The organism is Stenotrophomonas sp. SY1 (assembly GCF_021202945.1).
In the GTDB taxonomy this organism is placed as follows: domain Bacteria; phylum Pseudomonadota; class Gammaproteobacteria; order Xanthomonadales; family Xanthomonadaceae; genus Stenotrophomonas.
In genome coordinates, this window is the sequence record NZ_JAJOYR010000001.1 from 294,184 (window position 1) to 319,242 (window position 25,059).

General features: G+C 65.6%; 20 protein-coding genes. 16 read left to right on the plus strand and 4 right to left on the minus strand.

Annotation, left to right across the window (positions count from 1 at the left end):
* Nucleotides 1–26 precede the first annotated feature (26 nt).
* The 10 genes from LR961_RS01090 to LR961_RS01135 all read left to right on the plus strand — a co-directional run bounded on the left by LR961_RS01090 (nt 27) and on the right by LR961_RS01135 (nt 11,119).
* A complete protein-coding gene (locus LR961_RS01090) occupies nt 27–3,191 on the plus strand; it encodes a CusA/CzcA family heavy metal efflux RND transporter (RefSeq protein WP_232146584.1) in 3,165 nt (1,054 codons plus the stop codon).
* 289 nt (nt 3,192–3,480) lie between these two features.
* Nucleotides 3,481–4,113 carry a cation transporter gene (locus LR961_RS01095; protein WP_232146585.1) on the plus strand — a complete coding sequence of 211 codons (633 nt, stop codon included), beginning with the start codon at nt 3,481–3,483 and terminating at the stop codon, nt 4,111–4,113.
* A gap of 58 nt (nt 4,114–4,171) precedes the next feature.
* Nucleotides 4,172–4,858 carry a hypothetical protein gene (locus LR961_RS01100; protein WP_232146586.1) on the plus strand — a complete coding sequence of 229 codons (687 nt, stop codon included), beginning with the start codon at nt 4,172–4,174 and terminating at the stop codon, nt 4,856–4,858.
* Nucleotides 4,859–5,071: 213 nt separating this feature from the next.
* Complete coding sequence (gene rpmB, locus LR961_RS01105) at nt 5,072–5,308, plus strand: 50S ribosomal protein L28 (protein ID WP_232146587.1); 237 nt, start codon at nt 5,072–5,074, stop codon at nt 5,306–5,308.
* 10 nt (nt 5,309–5,318) lie between these two features.
* On the plus strand, nt 5,319–5,486 hold the full coding sequence (gene rpmG / locus LR961_RS01110) for a 50S ribosomal protein L33 (RefSeq protein WP_172675037.1): 168 nt from the start codon (nt 5,319–5,321) through the stop codon (nt 5,484–5,486).
* Between the two features lie 153 nt (nt 5,487–5,639).
* A complete protein-coding gene (locus LR961_RS01115) occupies nt 5,640–7,019 on the plus strand; it encodes an FAD/NAD(P)-binding protein (RefSeq protein ID WP_232146588.1) in 1,380 nt (459 codons plus the stop codon).
* Nucleotides 7,020–7,082: 63 nt separating this feature from the next.
* Nucleotides 7,083–7,979: a rhombotarget lipoprotein gene (gene rhlP / locus LR961_RS01120; RefSeq protein ID WP_232146589.1), complete on the plus strand. Its 897-nt coding sequence runs from the start codon at nt 7,083–7,085 to the stop codon at nt 7,977–7,979.
* Complete coding sequence (rrtA, locus tag LR961_RS01125; RefSeq protein WP_232146590.1) at nt 7,925–8,527, plus strand: rhombosortase; 603 nt, start codon at nt 7,925–7,927, stop codon at nt 8,525–8,527. The genes rhlP and rrtA overlap by 55 nt, the downstream gene beginning before the upstream one ends.
* Before the next feature lie 63 nt (nt 8,528–8,590).
* Nucleotides 8,591–10,786, plus strand: a complete 2,196-nt coding sequence (gene uvrD / locus LR961_RS01130) for a DNA helicase II (protein ID WP_232146591.1) — start codon at nt 8,591–8,593, stop codon at nt 10,784–10,786.
* A 6-nt stretch (nt 10,787–10,792) separates the two neighbouring features.
* Nucleotides 10,793–11,119 carry a low molecular weight protein tyrosine phosphatase family protein gene (locus tag LR961_RS01135; protein WP_232146592.1) on the plus strand — a complete coding sequence of 109 codons (327 nt, stop codon included), beginning with the start codon at nt 10,793–10,795 and terminating at the stop codon, nt 11,117–11,119.
* A 167-nt stretch (nt 11,120–11,286) separates the two neighbouring features.
* On the opposite strand, the gene rtcR is transcribed toward LR961_RS01135, so the two are convergent.
* Nucleotides 11,287–12,888, minus strand: a complete 1,602-nt coding sequence (gene rtcR, locus LR961_RS01140) for an RNA repair transcriptional activator RtcR (protein WP_232146593.1) — start codon at nt 12,886–12,888, stop codon at nt 11,287–11,289.
* Between the two features lie 186 nt (nt 12,889–13,074).
* Between rtcR and LR961_RS01145 the strand changes: the two genes are divergently transcribed.
* The 4 genes from LR961_RS01145 (at nt 13,075) to LR961_RS01160 (ending at nt 18,168) form a co-directional block, all read left to right on the plus strand.
* A complete protein-coding gene (locus LR961_RS01145) occupies nt 13,075–14,622 on the plus strand; it encodes a VWA domain-containing protein (protein WP_232146594.1) in 1,548 nt (515 codons plus the stop codon).
* Nucleotides 14,623–15,332: 710 nt separating this feature from the next.
* Nucleotides 15,333–16,559: an RtcB family protein gene (locus LR961_RS01150; RefSeq protein ID WP_232146595.1), complete on the plus strand. Its 1,227-nt coding sequence runs from the start codon at nt 15,333–15,335 to the stop codon at nt 16,557–16,559.
* Between the two features lie 51 nt (nt 16,560–16,610).
* Nucleotides 16,611–17,627: an RNA 3'-terminal phosphate cyclase gene (rtcA, locus tag LR961_RS01155; protein WP_232146596.1), complete on the plus strand. Its 1,017-nt coding sequence runs from the start codon at nt 16,611–16,613 to the stop codon at nt 17,625–17,627.
* 91 nt (nt 17,628–17,718) lie between these two features.
* Nucleotides 17,719–18,168 carry a universal stress protein gene (locus LR961_RS01160; RefSeq protein ID WP_232146597.1) on the plus strand — a complete coding sequence of 150 codons (450 nt, stop codon included), beginning with the start codon at nt 17,719–17,721 and terminating at the stop codon, nt 18,166–18,168.
* A gap of 313 nt (nt 18,169–18,481) precedes the next feature.
* Here LR961_RS01160 and LR961_RS01165 read toward each other — a convergent pair whose 3' ends face one another.
* A complete protein-coding gene (locus LR961_RS01165; RefSeq protein WP_232146598.1) occupies nt 18,482–18,763 on the minus strand; it encodes a DUF2782 domain-containing protein in 282 nt (93 codons plus the stop codon).
* Between the two features lie 74 nt (nt 18,764–18,837).
* Here LR961_RS01165 and polA point away from each other — a divergent pair, with 74 nt between their 5' ends.
* Both polA and LR961_RS01175 read left to right on the plus strand, forming a co-directional pair.
* The gene (gene polA / locus LR961_RS01170; RefSeq protein WP_232146599.1) at nt 18,838–21,606 is read left to right on the plus strand and encodes a DNA polymerase I; all 2,769 of its coding nucleotides are present in this window, start codon (nt 18,838–18,840) and stop codon (nt 21,604–21,606) included.
* Nucleotides 21,607–21,982: 376 nt separating this feature from the next.
* Nucleotides 21,983–22,465, plus strand: a complete 483-nt coding sequence (locus LR961_RS01175) for a YetF domain-containing protein (protein WP_232146600.1) — start codon at nt 21,983–21,985, stop codon at nt 22,463–22,465.
* Between the two features lie 70 nt (nt 22,466–22,535).
* On the opposite strand, the gene hemF is transcribed toward LR961_RS01175, so the two are convergent.
* Together hemF and LR961_RS01185 are read right to left on the minus strand one after the other, a co-directional pair.
* Nucleotides 22,536–23,438 (minus strand): oxygen-dependent coproporphyrinogen oxidase, encoded by a 903-nt coding sequence (gene hemF / locus LR961_RS01180; RefSeq protein ID WP_232146601.1) that lies wholly within the window; start codon nt 23,436–23,438, stop codon nt 22,536–22,538.
* Between the two features lie 43 nt (nt 23,439–23,481).
* Nucleotides 23,482–25,047: a hypothetical protein gene (locus tag LR961_RS01185; RefSeq protein WP_232146602.1), complete on the minus strand. Its 1,566-nt coding sequence runs from the start codon at nt 25,045–25,047 to the stop codon at nt 23,482–23,484.
* Nucleotides 25,048–25,059: the final 12 nt, after the last annotated feature.

Below are 25,059 nucleotides of genomic sequence, written 5' to 3' on the forward strand. Positions count from 1 at the left end.
CCGCCCCGCGCAGGGAGGGCCGGACCATGCTTGAGCGGATCATCCGCGCGGCCATCGCGCACCGCTGGTTGATGATGATGCTGACCCTGGCGTTGATCGCCGTGGGCAGCTGGAGCTTCACCCGCTTGCCCATCGACGCCACGCCCGACATCACCAACGTCCAGGTGCAGATCAACACCGCCGCCGAAGGCTATTCGCCACTGGAGGCTGAGCAGCGCATCACCTGGCCGGTGGAAACGGTGATGGCCGGCCTGCCGAAACTTGAGCAGGTACGTTCGTTGTCGCGCTACGGCCTGTCGCAGGTGACGGTGGTGTTCAAGGACGGCACCGACATCTACTTCGCCCGTCAGCAGGTGGCCGAACGCCTGCAGCAGGTGAAGTCGCAGATGCCTGAAGGCCTGGACCCGCAGCTGGGGCCGATCGCCACCGGCATGGGCGAGATATTCATGTACACGATCGACGCCGATCCGAAGGCGCGCAAACCCGATGGCACCGCGTACACCGCCACCGACCTGCGCACCCTGCAGGACTGGGTGGTGAGGCCACAGCTGCGCAACGTGCCCGGCGTTACCGAAGTCAACACGGTCGGTGGCTATCAGCGCCAGATCCACATCACCCCGGACCCGGCCAAGCTGCGCGCGCTGGGCTTCACCCTGGACGATGTCGCCGAAGCGGTGGAAGGCAACAACCAGAACATCGGTGCCGGTTACATCGAGCGCAATGGCCAGCAGTTCCTGGTGCGCGTGCCCGGCCAGGTGAGCGGGCTGGAGGAGATCGGCAACATCGTGCTGGCCCGTCGCGAAGGCGTGCCGATCCACGTGCACGACGTGGCCGAAGTCGCCGAAGGCCCGGAACTGCGCAGCGGCGCGGCCACCCAGAGTGGCCATGAAGTGGTGATGGGCACGGTGGTGATGCTGGTCGGCGCCAACAGCCGTGAAGTGGCGCAGGCCACCGCCGCCAAGCTGGAACAGGCGCAACGCAGCCTGCCCGAAGGCGTCACCGTCACCGCCAGCTACGACCGCACCGCGTTGGTGGACCGCACCATCCAGACCGTCGCCAAGAATCTGCTCGAAGGCGCGTTGCTGGTGATCGTGGTGCTGTTCCTGCTGCTGGGCAATTTCCGCGCGGCGCTGATCACTGCCGCGGTGATTCCGTTGGCGATGCTGTTCACGCTGACCGGCATGGCACGCGGTGGCGTTTCGGCCAACCTGATGAGCCTTGGCGCACTGGATTTCGGCCTGATCGTTGATGGCGCGGTGATCATCATCGAGAACTGCCTGCGCCGCTTCGGCCAACGCACACATGCACTGGGCCGGGCGATGACGATGGAGGAGCGCTTCGCCGAGACCGCCAGCGCTACCGCTGAGGTAATCCGCCCCAGCCTGTTTGGCCTGGGCATCATCGCGGCGGTGTACCTGCCGATCTTCGCGCTCACCGGCGTGGAAGGAAAAATGTTCCACCCGATGGCGATCACCGTCGTGCTGGCCTTGACCGGCGCGATGGTGCTGGCGCTGACCTTCGTGCCGGCGGCAATCGCGTTGTTCCTCGGCGGCCGCGTGGAGGAAAAAGAGAACCGCCTGATGGCGTGGCTGCGTCGCCGCTACGAACCGCTGCTGGATTGGGTATTGCGGCATGGCCGCTGGGTGGTGGCCGGTGCGGCGGTGCTGGTGGTGGCCTGTGGGCTGCTGGCCGCGCGGCTGGGCAGTGAGTTCGTGCCCAACCTGGACGAAGGCGACGTGGCGATGCACGCCATGCGCATTCCCGGCACCAGCCTGACCCAGTCGGTGGCGATGCAGAAGCAGGTCGAACTGCGCCTGATGCAGGTACCGGAAGTGGCCACGGTGTTCTCCAAGATCGGCACGCCGGAAGTTGCCTCGGACCCGATGCCGCCGTCGGTGGCCGACACCTTCATCATGATGAAGCCGCGCAAGGAATGGCCGGACCCGCGAAAGCCACGCGCGCAGTTGCTGACCGAGCTGGAAGCGGCGGTGGACGAGCTGCCGGGCAACAACTACGAGTTCACCCAGCCGATCCAGATGCGCATGAACGAGTTGATCTCCGGTGTGCGTGCCGACGTGGCGGTGATGCTGTTTGGCGATGACATGGAGACGCTGGCACAGGTGGGCCAGCGCATCGCCGATGTCACGGCCAAAGTGCCGGGTGCGGCGGACGTGCGGCTGGAGGAAACCAGCGGCCTGCCGTTGTTGACCATCACACCGGACCGCAGCGCGTTGGCCGGCTACGGGCTCAATCCGGGGCAGCTGCAGTCCACCGTTTCCACCGCCGTGGGTGGGCGCGTGGCGGGGCAGTTGTTTGAAGGCGACCGTCGCTTCGACATCGTCGTGCGCCTGCCGGAAACACTGCGCCAGGACCCGGCCGCACTGGCCGACCTGCCGGTGTCGCTGGAGCCGGCCTTGGCGCAGGACAACGCCGATGAATCCAGTCGTGTGGGCGATTGGCGCAGCGGTGACGCACGCACCGTGCCGTTGCGTGAGCTGGCGCGTATCGAAAGCAGCGAAGGGCCGAACCAGATCAACCGCGACAACGGCAAGCGTCGCATTGTGATCACCGCCAACGTGCGTGACCGCGACCTCGGCAGTTTCGTGGCCGAGTTGCAGGATGCGGTGGACGCGCAGGTGAAAGTGCCGTCGGGCTATTGGGTGGAGTACGGCGGCAGCTTCGAGCAGCTGATCTCGGCCAGCCAGCGCCTGGCGATCGTGGTGCCGGTGACGCTGGTGCTGATCTTCGCGCTGCTGTTCTGGGCGTTTGGTTCGGGCAGGGATGCGGCCATCGTGTTCAGCGGCGTGCCACTGGCGCTGACCGGCGGTGTGCTGGCGCTGGCGTTGCGCGACATTCCGTTGTCGATCTCGGCCGGCATCGGCTTCATCGCCCTGTCCGGTGTGGCGGTGCTCAACGGGCTGGTGATGATCAGCTTCGTGCGTCACCTGCGCGAGCAGGGCCGCAGCTTGGACGTAGCGGTGCGTGAAGGCGCATTGGGCCGTCTGCGGCCGGTGTTGATGACCGCGCTGGTCGCGTCGCTGGGTTTCGTGCCGATGGCGTTCAATGTCGGTGCCGGCTCGGAAGTGCAGCGGCCGCTGGCAACGGTGGTGATTGGCGGCATCGTCTCCTCGACGCTGCTGACCCTGCTGCTGCTGCCGGTGTTGTACCGCTGGCTGCACCGGAAGGTCTGACGGCGGGCGGAACTACGCTTGAAAGCCCCTCTCCCGTTTACGGGGTAAGAGGGGCCGCTTGCGAACCACCGGTTCGTGGCCCGTCGAACGCCCTTGCGCCAGCGCAGGGGCCGGGGCGCGGAGCGGGGGTTGGGGTGAGGAGCGCTCTTGGCTCGCAATGCACTGGGAGCACGAAACACTCCGGATGCGCAGCGCTTACTAAGCGCCACGGAACCCAAAGGACCTACAACCTCCTGCAAACGATCCGCTTCAGCGCGACAATAGCCGCGACGAAAACCTTGAGTCCCCCATGAGCGACTGTTGCGGCTGTGGCAGAACCCTGGAAGTCGAACGCATGCAGGCCCGGCAGCGCCGGGTGCTGGTCCAGGTGCTGGCGATCAATCTGGTCACCTTCGTGATGATGATGCTCGCCGCCTGGCACAGCGGTTCGGCCTCGTTGCTGTCCGGCAGCCTGGACAACCTCGGCGATGCGCTGACCTACGCGTTGAGTCTGGCGGTGGTCGGCGCCAGCCTTGCCGCCAAAGCGCGGGTGGCGATGCTCAAGGCGGTGTTCATCCTGTGCGCGGCCATCGCGGTGGCGGCGGGCATCGGCTGGAAACTGGCGCACCCGCATCTGCCGCTGTTCGAAAGCATGGGCATTGCCGCGCTGCTGAATCTGGCCGCCAACCTGCTGTGCCTGCGCCTGCTGTGGCCGTACCGGCAGGGCGACATCAATCTGGCCTCGGCCTGGGCCTGTTCACTGAACGATGTGTACGAAGGCGGCGCGGTGATCCTGGCCGCACTGGCGGTGTGGATCTTTGGTGCTGGCTGGCCGGATCTGCTGATCGCGGTGGCGTTGCTGCTGCTGTTCCTGCGCTCGGCGTGGCGGGTGGCGCGTGCGGCCTGGCGTGAGCTGCGTGGTGCGCAGGCGATTGCGTCCTGACTTGATGTGCGTGATCCCGGCTGGCTAGAGTCGGGCGGTATATCCAGGGAGCGGGCCCATGCGATTGCGCCATCTTGCCGTAACGGTTCTGTTGTCGCTGTGTGGCCCAGCCGTCGCGCAGGACAGCACCATCTACATCGAGTTCCTGTGGTCCAGGACACCGACTGAGGCGATTGCCCGACAGCAGACCCGGCAGTTCGTCATGACGGGCGATCACGAGCACCAGATCTGTGTTGCCGCCAATGCCATGACCGACGATGTCGGCGGCCTGCAGCTGGAGCTGCGCGATGCCGACGGCAAACGGGTTTCCGTACACCGCTATGACGACTACCGCGGTGCCAAACGGTGCTACCGGGCCGACCTGGGCATCGGCGGCAGGCCGGGAGACTGGACGGCGCATGTCCTCCTCGGTGACGGTGGCACCAACACCGCGACGATCCGCGTCGATCCAAGCCTGGAGGACTCGCCGTTGTTCCAGGAGCGTGGCATTCCCTACGTCGCCGGCCGCCCGAACTACGATGCCTCGATCCCGCCGGAACAATGGTCGGGCCGACTGGTCTGGGCGATGGACGTCGACCCGCAAGGCAAGGTCACCCATGTGGAGGTGGAAGTGGCCGAGGGCGTGGGTGAACGCCTGCGTGACCGCGCCATCGCCGCCGGCTACCTGAGCCTGTTCCCGCCGGACCCGGGCCGGGCCGGCACGCCGCTGCGCTGGCGGCGGAGCCTGGATTTCGCGCCCCAATAGGCCCCGCTGCGGCCGGTGATTTGCACCCGGGGCCTTGGCGCGGCATAATTGCCGGCTCGCTGTGTCCGGAAACCTCCGGATTGGTGGCCGGGAACACGTCATTCGGCCCACCCTCGACAGCGTAACCCTTTGATTCCCATGACGTGTGGCGGGTGACCGCCGGGGCCGCCGTCTTCCTGGCTAAGGAAGTCACCAACATTACCGAGGTGCGCAATGTCCCGCGTATGCCAAGTTTCCGGCAAGCGAGTGCAGACGGGTAACAACGTCTCGCACGCCAACAACAAGACCCGTCGTCGTTTCCAGCCGAACCTGCACGAGCGTCGTTTCTGGGTCGCCAGCGAGAATCGCTGGATCAAGCTTCGTGTTTCCGCGCATGCACTGCGCACCATCGACAAGAACGGCATCGATTCCGTTCTGGCTGAGCTGCGTGCCCGCGGCGAAAAGGTCTGAGGAGTAAACGATCATGGCAGGTAAGCGCGATAAGGTCCGTATGATTTCCTCGGCCGGCACTGGCCACTTCTATACGACCGACAAGAACAAGAAGAACACCCCGGGGAAGATGGAATTCCTGAAGTACGATCCGGTTGTTCGCAAGCACGTGATGTACAAGGAAGGCAAGATCAAGTAATCCACACGGATTGCCTGGTTTTACCGTTCCACCCAGAACCCGCCGCAAGGCGGGTTTTGTGTTTCAACCGTGTGAAAAACCGGAACGCATCGTCCATGAGCACATGCAGCCAGGGCATCAGATGTACCGGCCGCATCGCCTACAATCGGGACAATGAGCGTTGTCGATATCCCCGGGCCGTGTGATGTGGCCATCATCGGTGGCGGTGCCGCCGGCGTCCTGACCGCCATTGGCGTGCTGCGTGCCGCGCAACAACCGTTGCGTGTGCTGATCCTTGAGCCGTCGTTGCCGCTGGCGCGCGGCGTGGCCTATGCCACCACCTATCCCGAGCACCTGCTCAACGTGCCGGCCGGCAAGATGGGCGGCTTCCCCGACAAGGTCGAGGATTTCCTCGATTACCTGCTGGATGTGCAGGTCTTTCCGGGCATCGGACGCGACACGCTGGCGACGATGTTCGTGCCGCGCCGCCTTTACGCCGAATACCTGCGCCAGCGCCTGCAACAGGCGGTGGAAGCGAGCCGCGCGCAGTTGGAAATCCGTGCCGAGCGGGTGCAGTCGCTGGATCGCCATGACGCCGGCTTCCAGCTGACGTTGACGTCGGGCCAGCGGTTGACCGCACGCAGGGTGGCGCTGGCATCGGGCAATGCGTTGCGTCCGCTGCCCGCGCGCGGTGCTGGTGCATTGCCGCAGGACAGGCGCATCGAGGCCTGGGACTTCGATGCGGTGCGTGGCGTGCCCGGCAATGCCGATGTGGCCATCGTGGGTTCCGGCTTGAGCATGGCCGATACCGTGGTGTCGTTGCTGGCGGCGGGTCATCGCGGTCAGATCCACGTGCTGTCGCGTCACGCGTTGCTGCCGTTGCCGCATGCCAAGGGGCCGGCAGCCGATTACGACCCGCAGCCATTGCTGGCGATGAACCTGCGCCAGCGCGTGCGCGCGCTGCGCCAGCATGCCGCCGATGCCGCCTTGCGCGAGATTCCCTGGCAGAACGTGATGGAGCGCATCCGTCCGCTGGGACAGGCGCTGTGGCAGACGCTGTCCGTCGATGACCAGCGCCGTTTTCTGCGCCACGTGGTGCGTTACTGGGACGTGCACCGTCACCGCATTGCCGCCTCGGTGCATGCGCAGTTGCAGGAGTTGCAGCAGCAGGAGCGCCTGCATGTGCATCGCGGCCGCCTGGAAACCGCGTTCGCCGAAGGTGCCTGCGTGCAGTTGACCGCACTGGACAAGCGCCGCCTGCCGGTCCAGTTGGACGTGCACTGCGTGATCAACGCCACCGGCGTGGAGATGCGTGCGCAGGCCATGCGCAATGCCCTGCTGCAACAGCTGCTGGGCAGTGGCCTGGCGCGACCGGGGCCGCACGGCATCGGCGTGGACAGCGCGGACGATGGCAGCCTGATCGACGCCGATGGCAAGGCCGAACCACACGTCCAGGTGCTGGGCAGCCTGCGCATCGGCAACCTGTGGGAAAGCCTGGCCATTCCCGAACTGCGCGGGCAGGCGGCGCAAGCGGCGGTGGCGTTGCTGGGCTGATTGACCCCGGCCTTTGGTGGGCCGGTATAGTGCCGGCACCAAGCCACAAGGAGAGCGGGGGAAATGGAATTCGATACCGGTATGCGCCGTGCTTTCATCAGCGGGCAAACCAGGCGCAGCCGTTGGTTGTTGGCTGCCGGCGCGGTATTGCTGCTCGGCGGCTGCGCATCATTGTTTGACGGCGGCACCGAGCGGCGGGGTGTTTCCAGCAGCGTGGTGGATTACCTGTATCCGCCGGGCCAGAAGTTCGAACCGGCCACCGAAGGCGAGGTGCCGCAGGTGCGGCTGCCGGCACGCGTGGGTCTGGTGTTCGTGCCTTCGCACAATGATCCGGTGGGTGTCAGTGCCGCCGATCGCAGTGCCTTGCTGGAAAAGGTACGTGCAACCTTCCGCGCGCAGCCGTTCATCGAGCGCATCGAAGTGATTCCGGATGGCTACCTGCGTTCACGCGGTGGTTTCGACAACCTGGAGCAGGTGGCGCGCATGTACAGCGTGGACCTGGTCGCGCTGGTGTCCTACGACCAGATCATCCGCACCGACCAGAACGCGGCATCGCTGCTGTACTGGACGCTGGTGGGCGCTTACACCATCCACGGCAACAACAACCAGGTCAGCACGTTTGTCGACACGTCGGTATTTGATGTGAAGACGCGCACGTTGCTGTTCCGCGCGCCGGGCACGGACCAGCGTGACGGCGGCTCGACCGCCGTGCGCGTGGACGAAACCCAGGTGCGTCTGGCCGGTGAGAGCTTCGGCGTGGCGATGACCAACATGACCGGCAATCTGGACAAGGCCATCGCTGATTTCTCCGTGCGTGTGCGCGAGGAAGGCCAGGTCAAGCTGGTGGACCGCCGTTCCGGCGGCGAATGGCGACGTGGCAGTGGCGGCGGCGGGAGTACGCAGTGGTGGGAACTGGCCTTGTTGCTGGCTGGCGCCGGCCTGCTGTTGCGGCGACGCTGATCCTGCTGCTGCTGGCGGCACTGGTCAGCGCAGCTGCATTGCGCTGGCCGGAGCTTGCCGAGCTGGCGGTGCTCGATCGTGGCGCTGTTGCAGGCGGACAGTGGTGGCGCCTGTGGAGCGGGCATCTGCTGCACCTGGATCCGGCACATGCGCTGCTGAATCTGGGGGCGCTCGCGGTGATCCTGCTGCTGGCGGTGCGTCAGCGGATGCTGGGTGAGGTGATTGCGGCGGCGGTGCTGGGCATGCCGTTGTTGTCGCTGGCGCTGTTGTGGCTGGACCCGGCGCTGGATTGGTATGCCGGCCTGTCCGGCCTGCTGCATGGGCTGCTGGTGATCGTGCTGGCGCGCCGAGGCGGTGCCATCGCCTGGCTGTTGCTGGGGCTGATCGCACTCAAGCTGGTTTACGAATGGCGCTTTGGCAGCCGCTGGGAGGGGTGGACCGTGATCACCCTGGCCCATCGCCTGGGCGCGGCCGCGGGTGCGCTGTGGGCGACCGCGGACTGGCTGCTGGCATGGGCGCGAATGCGCGTGGCCCGGCCCGGCCCCTGAGGGAAGCCATGCCATGCGGCCTGCGTTGGGGGAACCACGCGCAGCGTGACGTAAAATGTGCCGATGGATGTCTCCCACCTTCTCGACGGGCTGAATGAAGCCCAGCGCGAGGCCGTTTCCGCGCCTCCTGGTCACCACCTGATTCTTGCCGGCGCCGGTTCCGGCAAGACCCGCGTGCTCATTCACCGCATCGCCTGGCTCAACGAAGTCTTCGGCGTGCCCACGCACGGCATCTTCGCGGTGACCTTCACCAACAAGGCCGCCGGCGAGATGCGCCACCGCATCGATGTGCAGTTGCCCAAGGGCAGCCGTGGCATGTGGATCGGCACCTTCCACGGCCTGGCCCATCGCCTGCTGCGCCTGCACTGGGCCGAGGCCAAGCTGCCTGAAGCCTTCCAGGTGATGGATTCGGACGACCAGCTGCGGCTGATCAAGCGCGTGGTACAGCAGCTGGAGCTGGACGACGGCAAGTACCCGCCCAAGCAGGTGATGTGGTGGATCAACGCGCAGAAGGATGAAGGCCGCCGCCCGCAGCACATCCAGCCCGAGCCGCACGACCAGTGGGGCGAAACCATGCGCCAGGCCTATGCGGCCTACCAGGAGCGCTGCGATCGTGCAGGTCTGGTGGACTTCGCCGAGCTGCTGCTGCGTGCGCATGAGTTGCTGCGTGACAACCCGGCGCTGCTGGCGCATTACCGCGCGCGTTTCCGCGAAATCCTGGTGGACGAATTCCAGGACACCAACGCCATCCAGTACGCCTTCGTGCGTGTGCTGGCCGGCGACAGCGGGCATGTGTTCGTGGTCGGCGACGATGACCAGGCCATCTACGGCTGGCGCGGTGCGAAGGTCGAGAACGTGCAGCGCTTCCTGAAGGATTTCCCGGGTGCCGAAACCGTGCGCCTGGAGCAGAACTACCGTTCCACCGCCAACATCCTGGGCGCGGCCAATGCAGTGATCGCGCACAACCCGGACCGCATCGGCAAGGAGTTGTGGACCGACAGCGGCGACGGCGATCCGATCGACCTGTACGCGGCCTACAACGAGATGGACGAGGCGCGTTACCTGGTTGAACGCGCGCGGCAGTGGGTACGCGACGGTGGCAGCTACGGCGACGTTGCCGTGCTTTACCGCAGCAACGCGCAGTCGCGCGCCTTCGAAGAAGCGCTGCTCAGCGAGCAGGTGCCGTACCGCGTGTACGGCGGCATGCGCTTCTTCGAGCGCGCCGAAATCAAGGATGCGCTGGCGTACCTACGCCTGATGACCAACCGCAACGATGATGCGGCGTTCGAGCGCGCGGTGAACACGCCGACGCGTGGCATCGGTGATCGCACGCTGGATGAAGTGCGGCGCATTGCGCGCCAGCAGGCGTTGTCGTTGTGGGAAGCATCGATGCTGGCCACCCAGGGCAATGACCTGACCTCGCGCGCGAAGAACGCGCTGGCCGGTTTCATCAACCTGGTCCAGCAGATCACCACCGAGACCGGGGAGATGGACCTGGCCGAGCGCATCGAGCATGTGCTCACGCGCTCGGCGCTGCGCGAGCATTGGGGCAAGGAAAGCCGCAACGCGCTGGATTCGGAATCGCGCATCGACAACCTGGACGAACTGATCTCGGTGGCTTCGCGCTTCGTGCGTCGCGATGACGACATCGAAGAAGGCGCCGAGGACATGAGCGAGCTGGTGGCGTTCCTGTCGTATGCCTCACTGGAAGCCGGCGAAGGCCAGGCGCAGGCCGGCGAAGAGGGCGTGCAGCTGATGACGCTGCATTCGGCCAAGGGTCTGGAGTTCCCGTTGGTGTTCCTGGCGGGCATGGAAGAGGGTTTGTTCCCGAGTGCGCGGTCGCTGGAGGAAAGCGGGCGGCTGGAGGAAGAGCGCCGGCTTGCCTACGTCGGCATCACCCGTGCGCGTCAGAAGTTGATCCTCGGCTATGCCGAATCGCGTCGTATCCACGGCCAGGACAACTACAGCCTGCCCTCACGCTTCCTGCGCGAGATCCCGCGCGAGTTGCTGCATGAAGTGCGGCCCAAGGTGCAGGTATCGCGCCCGGCATCGCTGGGCGCCAACCGGGTGATGGGTGGCCACGCCAACATCGAGGCGCCGCCGATCAAGCTCGGTGCGCTGGTCACCCATCCCAAGTTTGGCGAGGGCATGGTCACCGACTACGAAGGCAATGGCGCGCACGCGCGCGTGCAGGTGGAGTTTGCCGACGCCGGCAGCAAGTGGCTGGTGATGGCGTACGCCAACCTGACGGTGCTGTAGGGGCGCATGGTCCGCAACGTCCTGTTCGTATGCAGCCAGAACCGGCTGCGCAGCCCGACGGCCGAGCAGGTGTTTGCCGACTGGCCCGGCATCGAGACCGCCTCGGCCGGGCTGAAGCCGGATGCGGAGGTTCCGGTAACGCCGGAACTGCTGCAATGGGCGGATCTGATCATGGTGATGGAGCCGGTGCACAAGCGCCGGCTCGTTGAGCGCTTCCAGCCCTGGCTGCGCGACAAGCGCGTGGTGAGTCTGGGGATTGCTGATGATTACGACTTCATGGCGCCGGCGCTGGTGCAGCTGTTGAAGCAGAAAGTGCCGCCGTTGTTGCGGTGAGAGTGCGAAAAGCGACCCCTCCCCAACCCTCCCCTTGGCTACGCCAAAGGGAGGGAGCAGGAGCGTTGTTTCGCGGCGATCGGACCGAACTGCGGGAGCCGCTCCCTTCCTTGCGCAGCAGGGGAGGGCTGGGGAGGGGTAACGCTTTGCGTTTCACGCTTCACACCTCATTCCTCCGCAGCACGCCCGCGCACCTGCTCCCAATCCAGCCCAAACTTCGCCAGATACTTTCGCAGCCGATCCGCATCATTGGTGCTCGCGCGCTGTGTGCGTGACACCGCGAACAGCTCGCGTCCCGCCGCCGACAGCGAACGCGAACGCAGACACACGCGCACCACGTCCTCCAACTGCACGCGATCAAATCGATCCAGCTCCATCGCCGCATCGCCCATCAATGCAGTCAATGGCGATGCTTCAGCGCCGCCATGCCACTGCCGACGTAGGCGGCCAATCTCGGCATCCACCTCGTCGGTTCGGATGCGCCCGGCCATGGACAGCGTCGCCATGCGGACAATACTGGCGCCAAGGTCCCGGAAGTTGCCGCGCCAGGTGGCTTCAGTGCTGGTGGCAAACGCCAGATATCGCGCCCGTGCTTCCACGTTGAAGCGCACGCGTTCGTGCTGGTCGCGTGACCAGCGCTCCAGTTCGAACTCCAGATTGGGTTCGATATCCTCGCTGCGCTCGGCCAGGCCGGGCAGCTGATACGTCCACAAGTTCAGCCGCGCCAGCAGGTCCTCGCGAAAACGACCCTGGCGGACATCATCCTGCAGGTCGCGGTTGGTACCGGCAATCAGCTGGAAGTCGCTTTCCACCTCGCGGTCGCTGCCGACCGGCAGGAAGCGCTTTTCTTCCAGGGCGCGCAACAGCATCGCCTGCTCGTCGGCACCCAGTTCGCCAATCTCATCCAGGAACAGCAGGCCCTTGTCGGCCGAGCGCAGCAGGCCGGCGCGGTCGCTGCTGGCGCCGGTGTAGGCGCCTTTGGTGTGGCCGAACAGCGTGCTCATCGCGCCATCGCCACGCAGCGTGGCGCAGTTCACTTCGACGAAGCGGCCCGGCAACTGGTGCTTGTTCTTCTTCAGTTCGAATACGCGCTTGGCCAGCTGGCTCTTGCCGGCGCCGGTCGGTCCCATCAACAGCATCGGGGCGCGCGAGCGGGTGGCCACGGTTTCAATCTGCTCAATCATCCGGTTGAACGCCGGGTTGCGGGTGGCGATGCCGCTCTTGAGCAGGTCGCGGTCCTGTAGCTGTTGCTGGGCAAAGCGCTGGGCGATGTGGTCGTAGCGCGACAAGTCCAGGTCGATCACCGCGTAGCTGCCCGCATCGCCGCTGATCTGCTTGCGCGGCGGCGAGGTCTGCAACAGCCGGCCTGGGAAATGGCGGCTTTCGGTCAGCAGGAACCAGCAGATCTGGGTGACGTGGGTGCCGGTGGTGATGTGGACATAGTAGTCCTCTTCATCCGGCCGGAATGGGTACTCGGCGAGGAAGTCGTGCAGCCGTGCATACACGCCTTCGAACTCCCACGGATCAACCAGGTAGTTGTCGTGCAGACGGACCTGCGACTCTGGCGACACCAGTGCCAGATCATCGCTGACCAGGCGGGCCAGCTTGCCGAAACGGCGCTCGTCCAGCAGCAGTTCCAACCGGTCGAGTTGAAAATCCTCATGCATGCCCAGGGCGACGCTTGGGCGCCACTTCTCCCAGCGGCCAGGGCCGCTGCCGGCATCGAGTTGGGTGCCGAGCATGCCGAAGACTACCTGTCGCTTGGACATATCCATTCCTATAAAAAGCGCTTCAAAAGTATACGAAATTTATTTTTCACGGTGCGTTGGGAGTGGCTGGAAATAGAAAAATATCTTTTAAAATCAATCAATTGATTCGTTCCATGGAAAGTTGGCACGGGCATTGCGTTTATAGGGCCAGGACAAGACGCGGGCATTCCCGCCAAGGAGTACCAGATGGCCAACGCAACCCTTTTCGCTTCCCTGCGTGGTGCGCTGCTGCCGAAGGCGCAGGCGCGCAACGAGGCCGGTGGACTGGCCTATGCACGTGACCCGCGCACGGCGTTGGCCGTGTTCGCAGCCACCGGCTGCCTCAACAGCACCTTCTACGGTGATGCCGAGACGCAGCTGGAGCAGGTGCTGGCGCTGTGCAACGGGGTCGATGCCGACTTCGTCGCCCGCACCGCGGTGTACGCGCATACCGTTGCCCACATGAAGGACATGCCGGCGTTGCTGCTGGCGACGCTGAGCGTGCGCGATGGCGCGGCATTCGCCGCCGCCTTCCCGCAGGTGATCGACAACGGCCGCATGCTGCGCACGTTCGTGCAGATCATGCGCAGCGGCCAGGTTGGGCGTCGCTCGCTGGGCTCGTTGCCGAAGCGCATGCTTCGCCAGTGGCTGGAGCAGGCTTCGCCGAAGGCGATCATCCGCGCCGCGATCGGTCAGCAACCGTCGCTGGCCGACGTGATTCGCATGGTCCACCCGAAGCCGCAGGACGCTGCGCGCGAAGCGCTGTATGCCTGGGTGATCGGGCGGCCATACGACGAGGCGCTGTTGCCGGAGGAGTTGCAGGTCTACGAAGCGTTCAAGCGCGACCAGCGAGCTGCGTTGCCGGACCTGCCGTTCCAGTACTACACCGCGCTGCCGCTGGACACCGTGCAGTGGGCGACATTGGCACGCAATTCGTCATGGCAACAGCTGCGCATGAACCTCAACACCTTCGCGCGTCATGGGGTGTTCGAGGATCCGGCGATGGTGGAGGTGGTAGCAGCCAAGCTGCGTGATCCGCTGCTGATTGCGCGTTCGCGGGTGCTGCCTTACCAGCTGCTGATGGCCTATCACGCTGCCTCCGCGTTGCCGCGTCCGATCCTGGATGCGCTGCAGGATGCGATGGAAGTCGCTACCGCATCGGTGCCGACGGTGCAGGGCAAGGTGGTGGTCGCGGTGGACGTCTCCGGATCGATGCAGTCGCCGGTTACCGGCTATCGCAAGGGTGCCACGACGGCTGCGCGCTGCGTGGACGTTGCGGCACTGATCGCGGCCTGCGTGCTGCGCGGTCATCCGCAGGCGGAAGTGCTGCCGTTTGATACGAAGGTGCGTCCACAGCAGTTGAACCCGCGTGACAGCGTGATGACCCTGGCGCGCCAGTTGGCCATCAATGGCGGCGGAACGGCGGTGAGCACGCCACTGGCGTATCTCAACCGCAGGCGCGCGGAGGTGGATCTGCTGGTGCTGGTATCCGACAACGAGAGTTGGCGTGACACCCGTGGCAGCGGTGCGACCGCGACCATGCGCGAGTGGGCCGCGCTGAAGGCGCGTTGCCCGCAAGCACAACTGGTCTGCATCGACCTGCAGCCGGTGGCCACCAGTCAGACGGTGGAGCGTGAGGATGTGCTGCACGTCGGTGGCTTCAGCGATGCGGTGTTCGAGCTGCTGGCCGATGCCAGCCTGCCGCCCGACCAGCGCCCGCGCTGGGTGGAGAGGATCACCGCCATGCCCTTGTAAAGACGACATGGAAGTCGTCGCAATGATGCCCGGCTGGCAATGGGGCCAGCCGGGCCCGGACAACAGGATTTCATATGCATATGGAAGAAGGCGGATGCCGGTCTGACTACATCGATTACCCGGGCGCGAATCCGGGAGTCAGGCCAACCCTTGCCACCTGCTTCCATCCCTTCAATGTCGGTGTGCACGAATGCCGACGGAACTACAGCCTGTCACGCTCCAGGTCGCGGGTTCGAATCCCGCCCGCCGCAGCCATGCGTCGGTAGCTCAGTGGTTAGAGCAGGAACGCTGCACCGCCATCGTGGCGTTGCAGCGAAACGTTCCGTCACTCTTGTCATGCACAGCGGCACCCGTCGCAAAGCTTCATGCGGAAGCATGAGGTTGCTTCAATGTCGGCACGCAGGAATGCCGAAGGAACTACAGCCATTGACGCTCCGTGTCGCGGGTTCGAATCCCGCCCATCGCCGCAACGCGGTGGTAGCTCAGTCCGGTAGAGCAGGATGTTCCTTCAACCCTCGTCGTGCGCGTCGGCACCCCCAGCAAGCGTTGCATGCGGTGAATGCCGGTGGAACTACATTGGTAAGCCCTTCGGGGTCGTCCGGGTTCGAATCCCGGGAGCAACGTTGGGCCTCTGGCCTGATGTTGCTGAAAGGTTCCATCACCCTTTGTCACCGCACCTTTTAAGATTTCGAAATGACAGGAACATCATCATGAGCAATATCAACTACAACGTCATCCAGCAGCCAGGTGCGGCGCCGATCAAGCTGTGGACGCGCGGCGTGCCGCTGGAAGACCAGGCCCGTGAGCAGTTGCAGAACATCGCGCGGCTGCCGTTCATCCACAAGTGGGTGGCGGTGATGCCGGACGTGCATCTGGGCAAGGGCGCGACCGTGGGGTCGGTGGTACCGACCATCGGCGCGATCATCCCGGCGGCAGTCGGCGTGGATATCGGCTGCGGCATGATCGCCACCCGTACCACGCTCACCGCCAGCGATCTGCCGGACAACCTGTCGCAGCTGCGCAGCGCGATCGAACGTGCCGTGCCGCACGGCCGCAGCGTGGGCCGCGGCGGACGCGACAAGGGTAGCTGGGACACGCCGCCGGAGCTGGCGATCGAAGGTTGGTCACAGCTGGTGGCCGACTTCGAGCTGATCTGCGAGCGCCATCCCAAGCTGAAGAACACCAACAACCTCAAGCACCTGGGAACGCTGGGGACGGGGAACCACTTCGTCGAGGTGTGCTTGGACGAGGAGCAGCGTGTGTGGTTCATGCTGCACTCCGGCTCGCGTGGCGTAGGCAATGCCATCGGCACCTACTTCATCGAACTGGCCAAGCAGGAAATGCGTCGCTGGATGATCAACCTGCCCGACCAGGATCTGGCTTACCTGCCCGAGGGCAGCGTGCATTACGGTGACTATGTATTCGCGGTGGACTGGGCGCAGCGCTTCGCGCGCATGAACCGCGAGATCATGATGCGCAACGTGGTCGCCGCGGCGCGCACGGTGATCGGCAAGCCGTTCCAGGCGCAGGCCGAGGCGGTCAACTGCCACCACAACTACGTCAACCGCGAGCACCACTTCGGCAAGGACGTGCTGGTTACCCGCAAGGGGGCGGTGAGTGCGCGCAAGGGCGAGATGGGCATCATTCCCGGCAGCATGGGGGCCAAGAGCTTCATCGTGCGCGGGCTGGGCAACGAGGACAGCTTCCACAGCTGTAGCCACGGCGCCGGCCGCGTGATGAGCCGCACCCAGGCGCGCAAGCTGATCAGCGTTGATGACCACATCAAGGCCACCGCGCACGTGGAATGCCGCAAGGATGCCGAGGTGGTGGACGAGTCGCCGGCCGCGTACAAGCCGATCGAGGCGGTGATGGAAGCGCAGCGCGACCTGGTGGAGATCATGCACACCCTGCGCCAGGTGGTATGCGTTAAGGGATGAATACGATGGCCCTGCCGTGCATGCGGCAGGGCGTCTAAGGAAGGCAACACAATGGACATGATTGAGATCGATGGAACCCTGGGCGGGGGGCAGCTGCTGCGCTCCGCGCTTACCTTGAGCCTGTGCACCGGCATTGGCTTCACCATGCAGGACATCCGGGCCACGCGTGCGCGCCCGGGCTTGATGCGCCAGCACCTGACAGCAGTGAACGCTGCGGCGCGGGTCGGCAATGGAACGGCCGCTGGCGCGGCACTGGGTGCCACCACGCTGCGCTTCGTGCCCGGTGCGGTACAGGCCGGTGACTACCATTTCGCCATCGGCAGCGCCGGCTCGGCAACGCTGGTGTTGCAGACCCTGTTGCCTGCGTTGTGGCAGGCACCCGCGCCGTCTCGGCTGCGACTGGAAGGGGGGACGCACAATCCGCTGGCACCCAGCGCTGATTTCATCAGCGCGTGCTATCTGCCGGCATTGGCGCGGATGGGCGTCCAGGTGAATTTGCAGTTGCACCAGTACGGTTTCCATCCGGCCGGAGGTGGTGTTCTGGAAGCGGCCGTGCTGCCGTGCGCGGCCTTGTCGCCATGCAGCTTCGACCAGCGTGGGCCGCTGCAGTCCGTGGAGGCGAGCGTGCTGATGTCCGGGCTGCCTGCGGCAATCGGTCAGCGTGAGCTGGATGTGCTGGCCAGCCGGCTGGGTGTCCCGGCGCATCCGCGTCAGATACGGATGGTGCGGCCGGCGTTGGGGCCGGGAAATGTGGCCGCAGTGACGGTGCAGCATGGAGATCATGTGGAACTGTTCGACAGCCACGGCGAGCGTGGCGTGTCGGCCGAACAGGTTGCCGGGCGACTGGCCGATGCGGTGCAGCAGTATCTGCGAGGCACGGCATGTGTTGGCGAGCACCTGTCCGACCAGTTGCTGCTGCCAATGGCATTGGCCGGCGCCGGCAGCTTCACCACACGGGCCATCAGTGAGCACCTGCGCAGCAATGCGCGGTTGATCGAGAAATTCCTGCCGGTGGAGTTCGACTGGCAGGCATGCGCTGACGGCTGGCAGGTAAGGGTCGCCCACTGAGGCGCAGCAGTCCGATTGATTCGGCTCAATGCACTGCGGCAACATCGGGTGTGCAATGGTTACTGTCTACCCTTCACACCGGAGAACTGCCATGTACAAGCGCATCCTGATTGCCACCGATGGTTCCGATCTCTCCGCCAAGGGCCTGCAGAAGGGCCTTGAGCTGGCCGCCCAGTTGGGCGCCCATGCCGACATCGTCACCGTGTCCGAGCCCTGGGCGGTGGGCATGTACGACGCCATGGGCTGGAGTGCCGGCTACGAGGCCAGCCCGGAGTACAAGAAGGACCGTGAGGCGGCGGCGCAGAAGATCCTGCAGCCGGCGGTGGAAGCGGCACATGCTGCCGGCATCGCCAATGTGCTGACCCACCACGTGCTGGACCGCTACGCGGCCGACGGCATCATCGACACCGCCACGGCCTGCAACAGCGACCTGGTGGTGATGACTTCGCATGGCCGCCGTGGTGTCACCCGCGTGCTGCTGGGCAGCCAGACCGCCGAGGTGCTGGCCCGCAGCACCGTGCCGGTGCTGGTGATCCGCTAAGTCGCCTGGGCCTGGCGGTCAGCGCCAACCCTCCTCTGCTTCACAGGGGAGGGGCCAAACCCTGCTCGCTGACTGTTCGCATGAATGGTTTCCTCGCCTTGGTGCAGCCCAGGCGGAGGAGGGCTGCGTGCACGCCTCACTGACGTGCGCTTCGATCAATGCCTGAAGGTCAGGCCGCCGGCTCGGGTCAGTCAGGGAACGGCAAGCCCCGGCGCAGCCTGGGCGCGTGTGTCAGATACCGCGCGGCCGGATTTCCCCATCACAGCCGGATCGCCTTCCCGCACTTGGCGCGGGAAGGCAGCCGGCATCAACCTCACCAGCTGTACAGCTTCCAATAAACCGGCTTGGTGCCGTCGTTGTCGCTGTCCATGCGGCCGTCACCGTCACGGTCGTACATGTAGAACGGAGCGCCACGGGCGGGGCTGACCTTGACCATGCGCAGCTGACCACCGACGCGGTACTCCTCGATGGTGTCGCCGTTGTCCATCACCTTGCGGGCGACGTCGGCGCCGGTGACGTCGACCGGGGAGGCGTCGCCGCCCATGGTGGCGCAACCGGCCAGGGCCAGCAGGGGGACGAGCAGCAACTGCTTCATGGTGGACATTCCTCGGTATCGGCGTGGGTTTGATTATGCCTGTGGCGATGTCCGTGCCGCGTAGAATCGCCACCATGAGCAGATTAGTCCTGATTGACGGTTCCAGTTACCTGTACCGCGCCTTCCATGCGCTGCCGCCGCTGTCCAACGCCGCCGGCGAGCCCACCGGCGCGCTGTTCGGCGTGGTCAACATGCTGCGCGCCACGCTGAAGGAGAAGCCCGAGTACGTCGCCTTCGTGGTCGATGCGCCCGGCAAGACCTTCCGCGACGAGATGTACGCCGAGTACAAGGCCAACCGCCCGCCGATGCCCGATGACCTGCGCTCGCAGGTGCAGCCGATGTGCGACATCGTGCAGGCCCTGGGCATCGACATCCTGCGTGTGGACGGCGTGGAGGCGGACGACGTGATCGGCACGCTGGCGCTGGCCGCCGCCAACGACGGGCTGGAAGTGACCATTTCCACCGGCGACAAGGATTTCGCCCAGCTGGTGCGCCCGGGCGTGGCGCTGGTCAACACGATGACCGGCAGCCGTACCGACTCCGACGCGGCGGTGATGGACAAGTTCGGCGTCCGCGCCGACCAGATCGTCGATTACCTGGCCCTGATGGGCGATACCGTCGACAACGTGCCCGGCGTGGAGAAATGCGGCCCCAAGACCGCCGCCAAGTGGCTGGCCGAATACAACGACCTGGACGGCGTGATCGCCGCCGCCCCGACCATGAAGGGCAAGATCGGCGAGAACCTGCGCGCGGCCCTGCCGCGGCTGCCGCTCAACCGTGACCTGGTCACCATCCGCACCGACGTGGCGCTGGAACAGGGCCCGCGCGACCTGCAGCTGCGCGAGCAGGACGTGGACAGCCTGCGTGAGCTGTATGCGCGCTACGGCTTCACCCAGGCGCTGCGTGAGCTGGGTGGCGTCGCAGCACCGGCTGCGGCCGACGATTCCAAGGTCAGCCTGCGCGGCACCGCCGCCGGCTATGCCCGGTCCAGCGATGCCGCACCGGCACCGGCGACCGATCCGGCACTGGCCGGCAAGGGCGAGTACGAAACCGTGCTGACCGGCGAACAGCTGCAGGCCTGGGTGGAACGCCTGCAGGCCGCCGATGAGTTCGCCTTCGACACCGAAACCGACGCTCTGGATGCCATGCGCGCCAACCTGGTGGGCGTGAGCCTGGCGGTCGAGCCGGGCAAGGGTGCCTACATTCCGGTAGGGCACAACTATCCGGGTGCGCCGGCGCAGCTGCCGATGCAACAGGTGCTCGATGCGCTCAGGCCGCTGCTGGAAGACGCCGGAAAGAAGAAGCTGGGCCAGCACGGCAAGTACGACATTCACGTGCTGCGCCGTCACGGCGTGGACGTGGCCGGCTATGCCGATGACACGATGCTGGAGAGTTTCGTGCTCAATTCGACGGCCACCCGTCACGACATGGATTCACTGGCGCAGCGCTACCTGGGCTACACCACCACCAAGTTCGAGGAGGTGGCCGGCAAGGGCGCCAAGCAGATCTCGTTCTCGCAGGTGGGCATCGACGAAGCCGGCCACTACGCCGCCGAAGATGCGGACATCACCCTGCGCCTGCACCGCGTGCTGTCGGCGCAGCTGGCGGCGGAGCCGTCGCTGGAGAAGGTGTACCGCGAGATCGAGATGCCGCTGGTGCCGGTGCTGGCGCGCATCGAAGCCAACGGCGTGGCGATCGACGTGGCCGAACTTAAGCGGCAGAGCGCGGACCTGTCCTCGCGCATGTTGGCCGCGCAGCGCAAAGCCACCGAAATGGCCGGGCGCACCTTCAACCCGGATTCGCCCAAGCAGCTGCAGGCGGTGTTGTTCGACGAACTGGGCCTGCCGGCGCTGGTGAAGACGCCCAAGGGCCAGCCCAGCACCAACGAAGAAGCGCTGGAGGCCATTGCCGAGCAGCACGAGCTGCCGCGGGTGATCCTGGAGTATCGCGGTCTGGCCAAACTGCGCAGCACCTACACCGACAAGCTGCCGGAAATGGTCAACCCGGATACCGGCCGCGTGCATACCAGCTACCACCAGTCCGGTGCGGCGACCGGGCGGCTGTCCTCGTCCGACCCCAACCTGCAGAACATCCCGATCCGCACCGACGATGGCCGTCGTATCCGTCAGGCCTTCGTCGCGCCGCCCGGCCGTTTGTTGATGGCCTGCGATTACTCGCAGATCGAGCTGCGGATCATGGCCCACCTGTCCGAGGACCCGGGCCTGGTGCGTGCGTTCGAGCAGGGTGCCGACGTCCACCGTGCCACCGCCGCCGAGGTGTTCGGGCGCGCGCTGGACGAAGTGACGCCGAATGAGCGCCGTGCCGCCAAGGCGATCAACTTCGGCCTGATGTACGGCATGAGCGCGTTCGGCCTGGCCAAGAACCTGGGCATCGACCGTGGCCAGGCGCAGGATTACGTGGCGCTGTACTTCAGCCGCTACCCGGCGGTGCGTGACTTCATGGAGCGGATGCGCGTGCAGGCACGTGAACAGGGCTACGTGGAAACGCTGTTTGGCCGCCGCCTTTACCTGAACGACATCCACGCGCGCAACCAAGGCCTGCGTGCCGGCGCCGAGCGCGCGGCGATCAACGCACCGATGCAGGGCACCGCAGCGGACATCATCAAGCGCGCGATGGTCGATGTGGACCTGTGGTTGCAGGGGTACAGGGACCAGGCGCGGATGATTCTGCAGGTGCACGACGAACTGGTGTTCGAGGCCGATGCGGATTTCATCGACATCCTGCGTGGCGAGGTGGAAACGCGCATGGCCGGTGCTGCAACCCTGCGTGTTCCGCTGGTAGTGGACACAGGCATAGGCGAAAACTGGGACCAGGCGCATTGATGGAGTTTCATGAATGCGCCACGGTCCGAAATGGCCTGCGCGCATTCATTGTCAGCGGGGCTTGGCGGGAATGAATCGCTCCTTAATTTGCCGGAAATGCTCGCGGATTCTTCACGAACCATCAATGTTCAAGGTGGTGTTATAGACCCCGACAAGCGCAATGCTTGTCGCTGGATCTCTCCCATCCCCTGGAGCAGATCTCGGAGCGGGGATTCCTCCCCAAATGCCCGCTCCCCGGCCCCGTCGACCCCCCCCTGGTCGGCGGGGCTTCTTTTTGGGCCGGAGAAAGTCCAGCCGGCGCGTTCAACGCGCGCCCTCGCACGGTGTTGATCCCCACAGGCCGAGCATGCCCGTGGGTTACCGCAGGGAGAGGACGATGTCGGAACTGTTCGCGCTGTCGATGCCGTGGTGGGAGTTCATCCTGCGCGCGGTGGTCGTGTACGTGGTGGTGCTGGCGATGGTGCGGGTGGCCGGCAAACGCGCGCTGGGGCAGTTCACCCCGTTCGACATGCTGCTGCTGGTGCTGCTGGGCAATGCGGTGCAGAACGCGCTGCTCGGCCGGGACACGTCATTGGGTGGAGGGTTGTTGCTGGCAGCGACGCTGATCGCGATGAACTACGTCGTGGGCTGGATCACCACGCGCAGCGCGGTCGTTGAGCGGGTGATCGAAGGCGAGCCGGTGGTGCTGGCCCGGCACGGCCACGTGCTGCAGAAGGTGCTGCGCCGCGAACTGGTGAGCAAGGCCGATTTCGCCAAGGCGCTGCGCGATGCTGGCAGCGACCAGGTGGACGACGTGGACCTGGCGTTGCTGGAGACCAACGGCCACATCACCATCATCCTGAAAAAGGGCAGCCGCTAGTGCCGGGTCATGCCCGGCAAGATGGCTTGCCGATACCTTTCGTGCCGAGCCTGGCTCGGCACTACTGGTTTCATTCTGAAAGCCAGTCGCGCGGCACCAGATAGGCGGCCAGGCGCGCTTCGTCGCTGCCGGTTTCCGGTTGGTAGCCGTATTCCCAGCGCACGCGCGGCGGCAGGCTCATCAGGATGCTCTCACTGCGGCCACCGCTCTGCAGGCCGAACAGCGTGCCACGGTCGTAGACCAGGTTGAACTCCACGTAGCGGCCACGGCGGTACAGCTGGAACTCGCGTTCGCGCTCGCCATACGGCGTGTCCTTGCGGCGCTCGACAATCGGCAGGTACGCATCGAGGAAACCATCGCCCACGGCACGCAGGTAGGCGAAATCGGTGTCGAAGTCGCCATGCAGGTCATCGAAGAACAATCCGCCCACGCCACGCGTCTCGTTGCGGTGCTTGAGGAAGAAGTATTCGTCGCACCAGCGCTTGTGCTCGGCGTAGCGGTTTTCGCCATAAGGCGCGCACAGCTCGCGGGCCACGCCGTGCCACTGCTGCACATCCTCGTCGAATGGATAGAACGGGGTGAGGTCGAAACCGCCGCCGAACCAGGCCGCCACCTTCTGCCCATCACGCTCTGCCTGGAAGTAGCGCACGTTGGCGTGCGTGGTGGGCAGGTAGGGATTGCGCGGGTGGAACACCAGCGACACGCCACAGGCGCGCCACGAGGCGCCAGCCAGCTCCGGGCGGTTGGCCGAGGCGGACGGCGGCAGGCGGGTGCCGGCAACGTCGGAAAAACCGATGCCGGCCTGCTCGAACACCGCGCCGTCGCGCAGGATGCGGGTGCGGCCACCGCCGCCTTCAGCACGCTGCCAGCGGTCTTCGATGAAGTGGGCCTGGCCGTCGGCCTGCTCGATGGCGCTGCAGATGCGGTCCTGCAGGCCGGTGAGATAGTCGCGTACGCGGTCGAATTCGTTCATGTCCGTACTTTAGCGCAGGCCCTGGTCGGGGCCATGTCGGGGCTTACTTGCGGTTGGCCTTGCCGGTGTCGGGGGCTGCATCGGTTTCGACATCGGCCTCGATTTCATCGGCGGCGCGCTGGAGCTGCGCGCCGAGCCCGAGCAGCGCCCAGTTGGTGGTGGCATACACATCGCACGCCACGTGCGTTCCCTTGCCATCGCGGTTGCAGATCCACAGCAGCTTGCCGGGCAGGTCCTCGTCCTCGGTGTGCTCGTAGACCGAACGCAGGTTCTCGCAACCCGCGCGCACGCCGACCTGGCACAGCTTCAGGTAGTAGGGCGCGGCGGCCTGCCAGTCGCCGGCCAGCGCCTTGCGGTGGCCCATGGCGTTGCAGCCCTGCAACTTGCCGGCGTCGCAGCAGGCCTGCGCATCGCCGGTGGGGCAATCCTGCGGCAGCGGCAGTTCGATGAAGGTGACGGGCGCGGTGCAGTGGCTGGCACCGCCTGTGCGCGCATACACCGCGTAGCGGTTCCAGCGGTCCAGGCCCAGCAGGCCGCCGTTGGTCAGCGGCTTGAACACGAAGTCGCCGCCCTTGTCGTGGCGGATGTGGATGTTGCCGTTTTCCAGACGGGCGCGCATTTCGCTGCCCATGCCCAGCGTCACCAGGCCCTGGTCGCCGAACGACAGCTCGCTCATCAGCCCGGTATCGGCGGCGTAGTCGCCGCAGGGCAGCGTGCTGGCGGGCGCGGCGCGGAACTGGCCGGCATCCAATGCCAGCACCGACGAAGCGCGTTGGCAGGTGCGCTCATCGCCACCGGCGCGGCAGGCCAGCTGCAGGGCCTGGCCGGCGGCCAGGAAGTGGCCAGCGTTCCAGTGCGCGTCGGCTACTTTTTCGCAGAAGCCGGCATCGGGTTGTTGCCGGCACAATTGCAGCAGCTCCCCCAGCGGCGCATCGGCAAGCACCGCTTCGGCGCCGGAAAGTGCATCGGCAAATGCCTTGCCCAAGGCTTTGCCGAGCACCTCGCGTGCGGCTTCACGGCAGGCGTTTTCGTTGAACAGCGGCGACTTCTCCTTGCAGACCTCGGGCTCTTCCAGCTCAGGATCGATGTCGTTGCCCTGCTGTTGGGCCTGTTTCTCGTAGCTGGCAAGCAGTGCATTGCAGGCGAACGGCAGGTCTTCCTGGCACCACTGCTTCAACAGCTGCGGCGAGGCGCTGCTGGCCGATTCGATGCAGCTGTCGATGTCGGCGCGGCAACTGCCGGCGACCGGCGCCGGTGCCGTCGAGCAGCGTGCCGGTGCATCGAGCACGTAGTCGGCGAGTGTGGCCGTGATGCGCTTGCCGTCGGCGCTGAGCGTGTAGCTGTCGGTGTAGCCGCTGGAGATGTTGGCGGCGTGCAGCGTCTGCCCTTGCTGGCGGATCAGGTAGCGGATCGGCGGTTGGCCTTCGTAGCGATGCTCGGCCTGGCCACTGCTTTCCACGACCAGGCGGGCACCACCATCAACGGCGTTGTAGCTGCCGCAGGCCAGCGTGCTGGCGGCCATCGCCGGCATTGCGCTCATGGCCAGCAGCGCGACCAGCACGCGTGGAAGACGCCCCGTGAACGGGCGGCGAAGGGGGAACAACAGCATGACGACTCCTTG